Annotated in this window: 1 protein-coding gene; it reads right to left on the reverse strand. The window is 64.0% G+C overall.

The window, feature by feature from the left end; translation table 11 throughout:
* Nucleotides 1-180: 180 nt before the first annotated feature.
* Nucleotides 181-430 (reverse strand): thiamine phosphate synthase (locus tag B3605_RS12355; RefSeq protein ID WP_296434077.1); only part of this gene is annotated, 250 nt, incomplete at its 5' end.

Here is a 430-nt window from a genome sequence, read left to right on the forward strand (position 1 = left end):
GTTACCCCATCCGGCTGCGCGCGGCCGGATTTCAGCGTTTCCGGCGCGCCGGTGAGCGGCCGCGTGACCATATTGTCGACCTGCTGGGCCGATGCGCCATGCGCGAAAACCGCCACACATGTGGCGGCGGCAAGAAGAGAAAGGCGCAAATGGCGTGTCAGCATGGGCATGAGGGCGATATCAACCCTCAAACCGTGGCGCTTTTTCGTCAAGAAGTGCGTTGATTTCGGCAACGACAAGGGCGGCACGCGCCGGCTCGCCGAAAACGGCAAGACGCATGGCCACGAATTCCGCCCCGCTCTCGGCAACAGCAAGCGCCGAGGCCGGATCGGTGCCGCCCATGACGATGCACGGGATCTCGATCATCGAGGCCCACCATTCGGCAAGCGCGAGGTTCTTCGGATGCGCCTCCGGCTTGATGTCGCCTTCG

Origin of the sequence: Rhizobium sp. UBA1881 (genome assembly GCF_002338015.1) — a bacterium.
Taxonomy (GTDB): domain Bacteria; phylum Pseudomonadota; class Alphaproteobacteria; order Rhizobiales; family Rhizobiaceae; genus Rhizobium.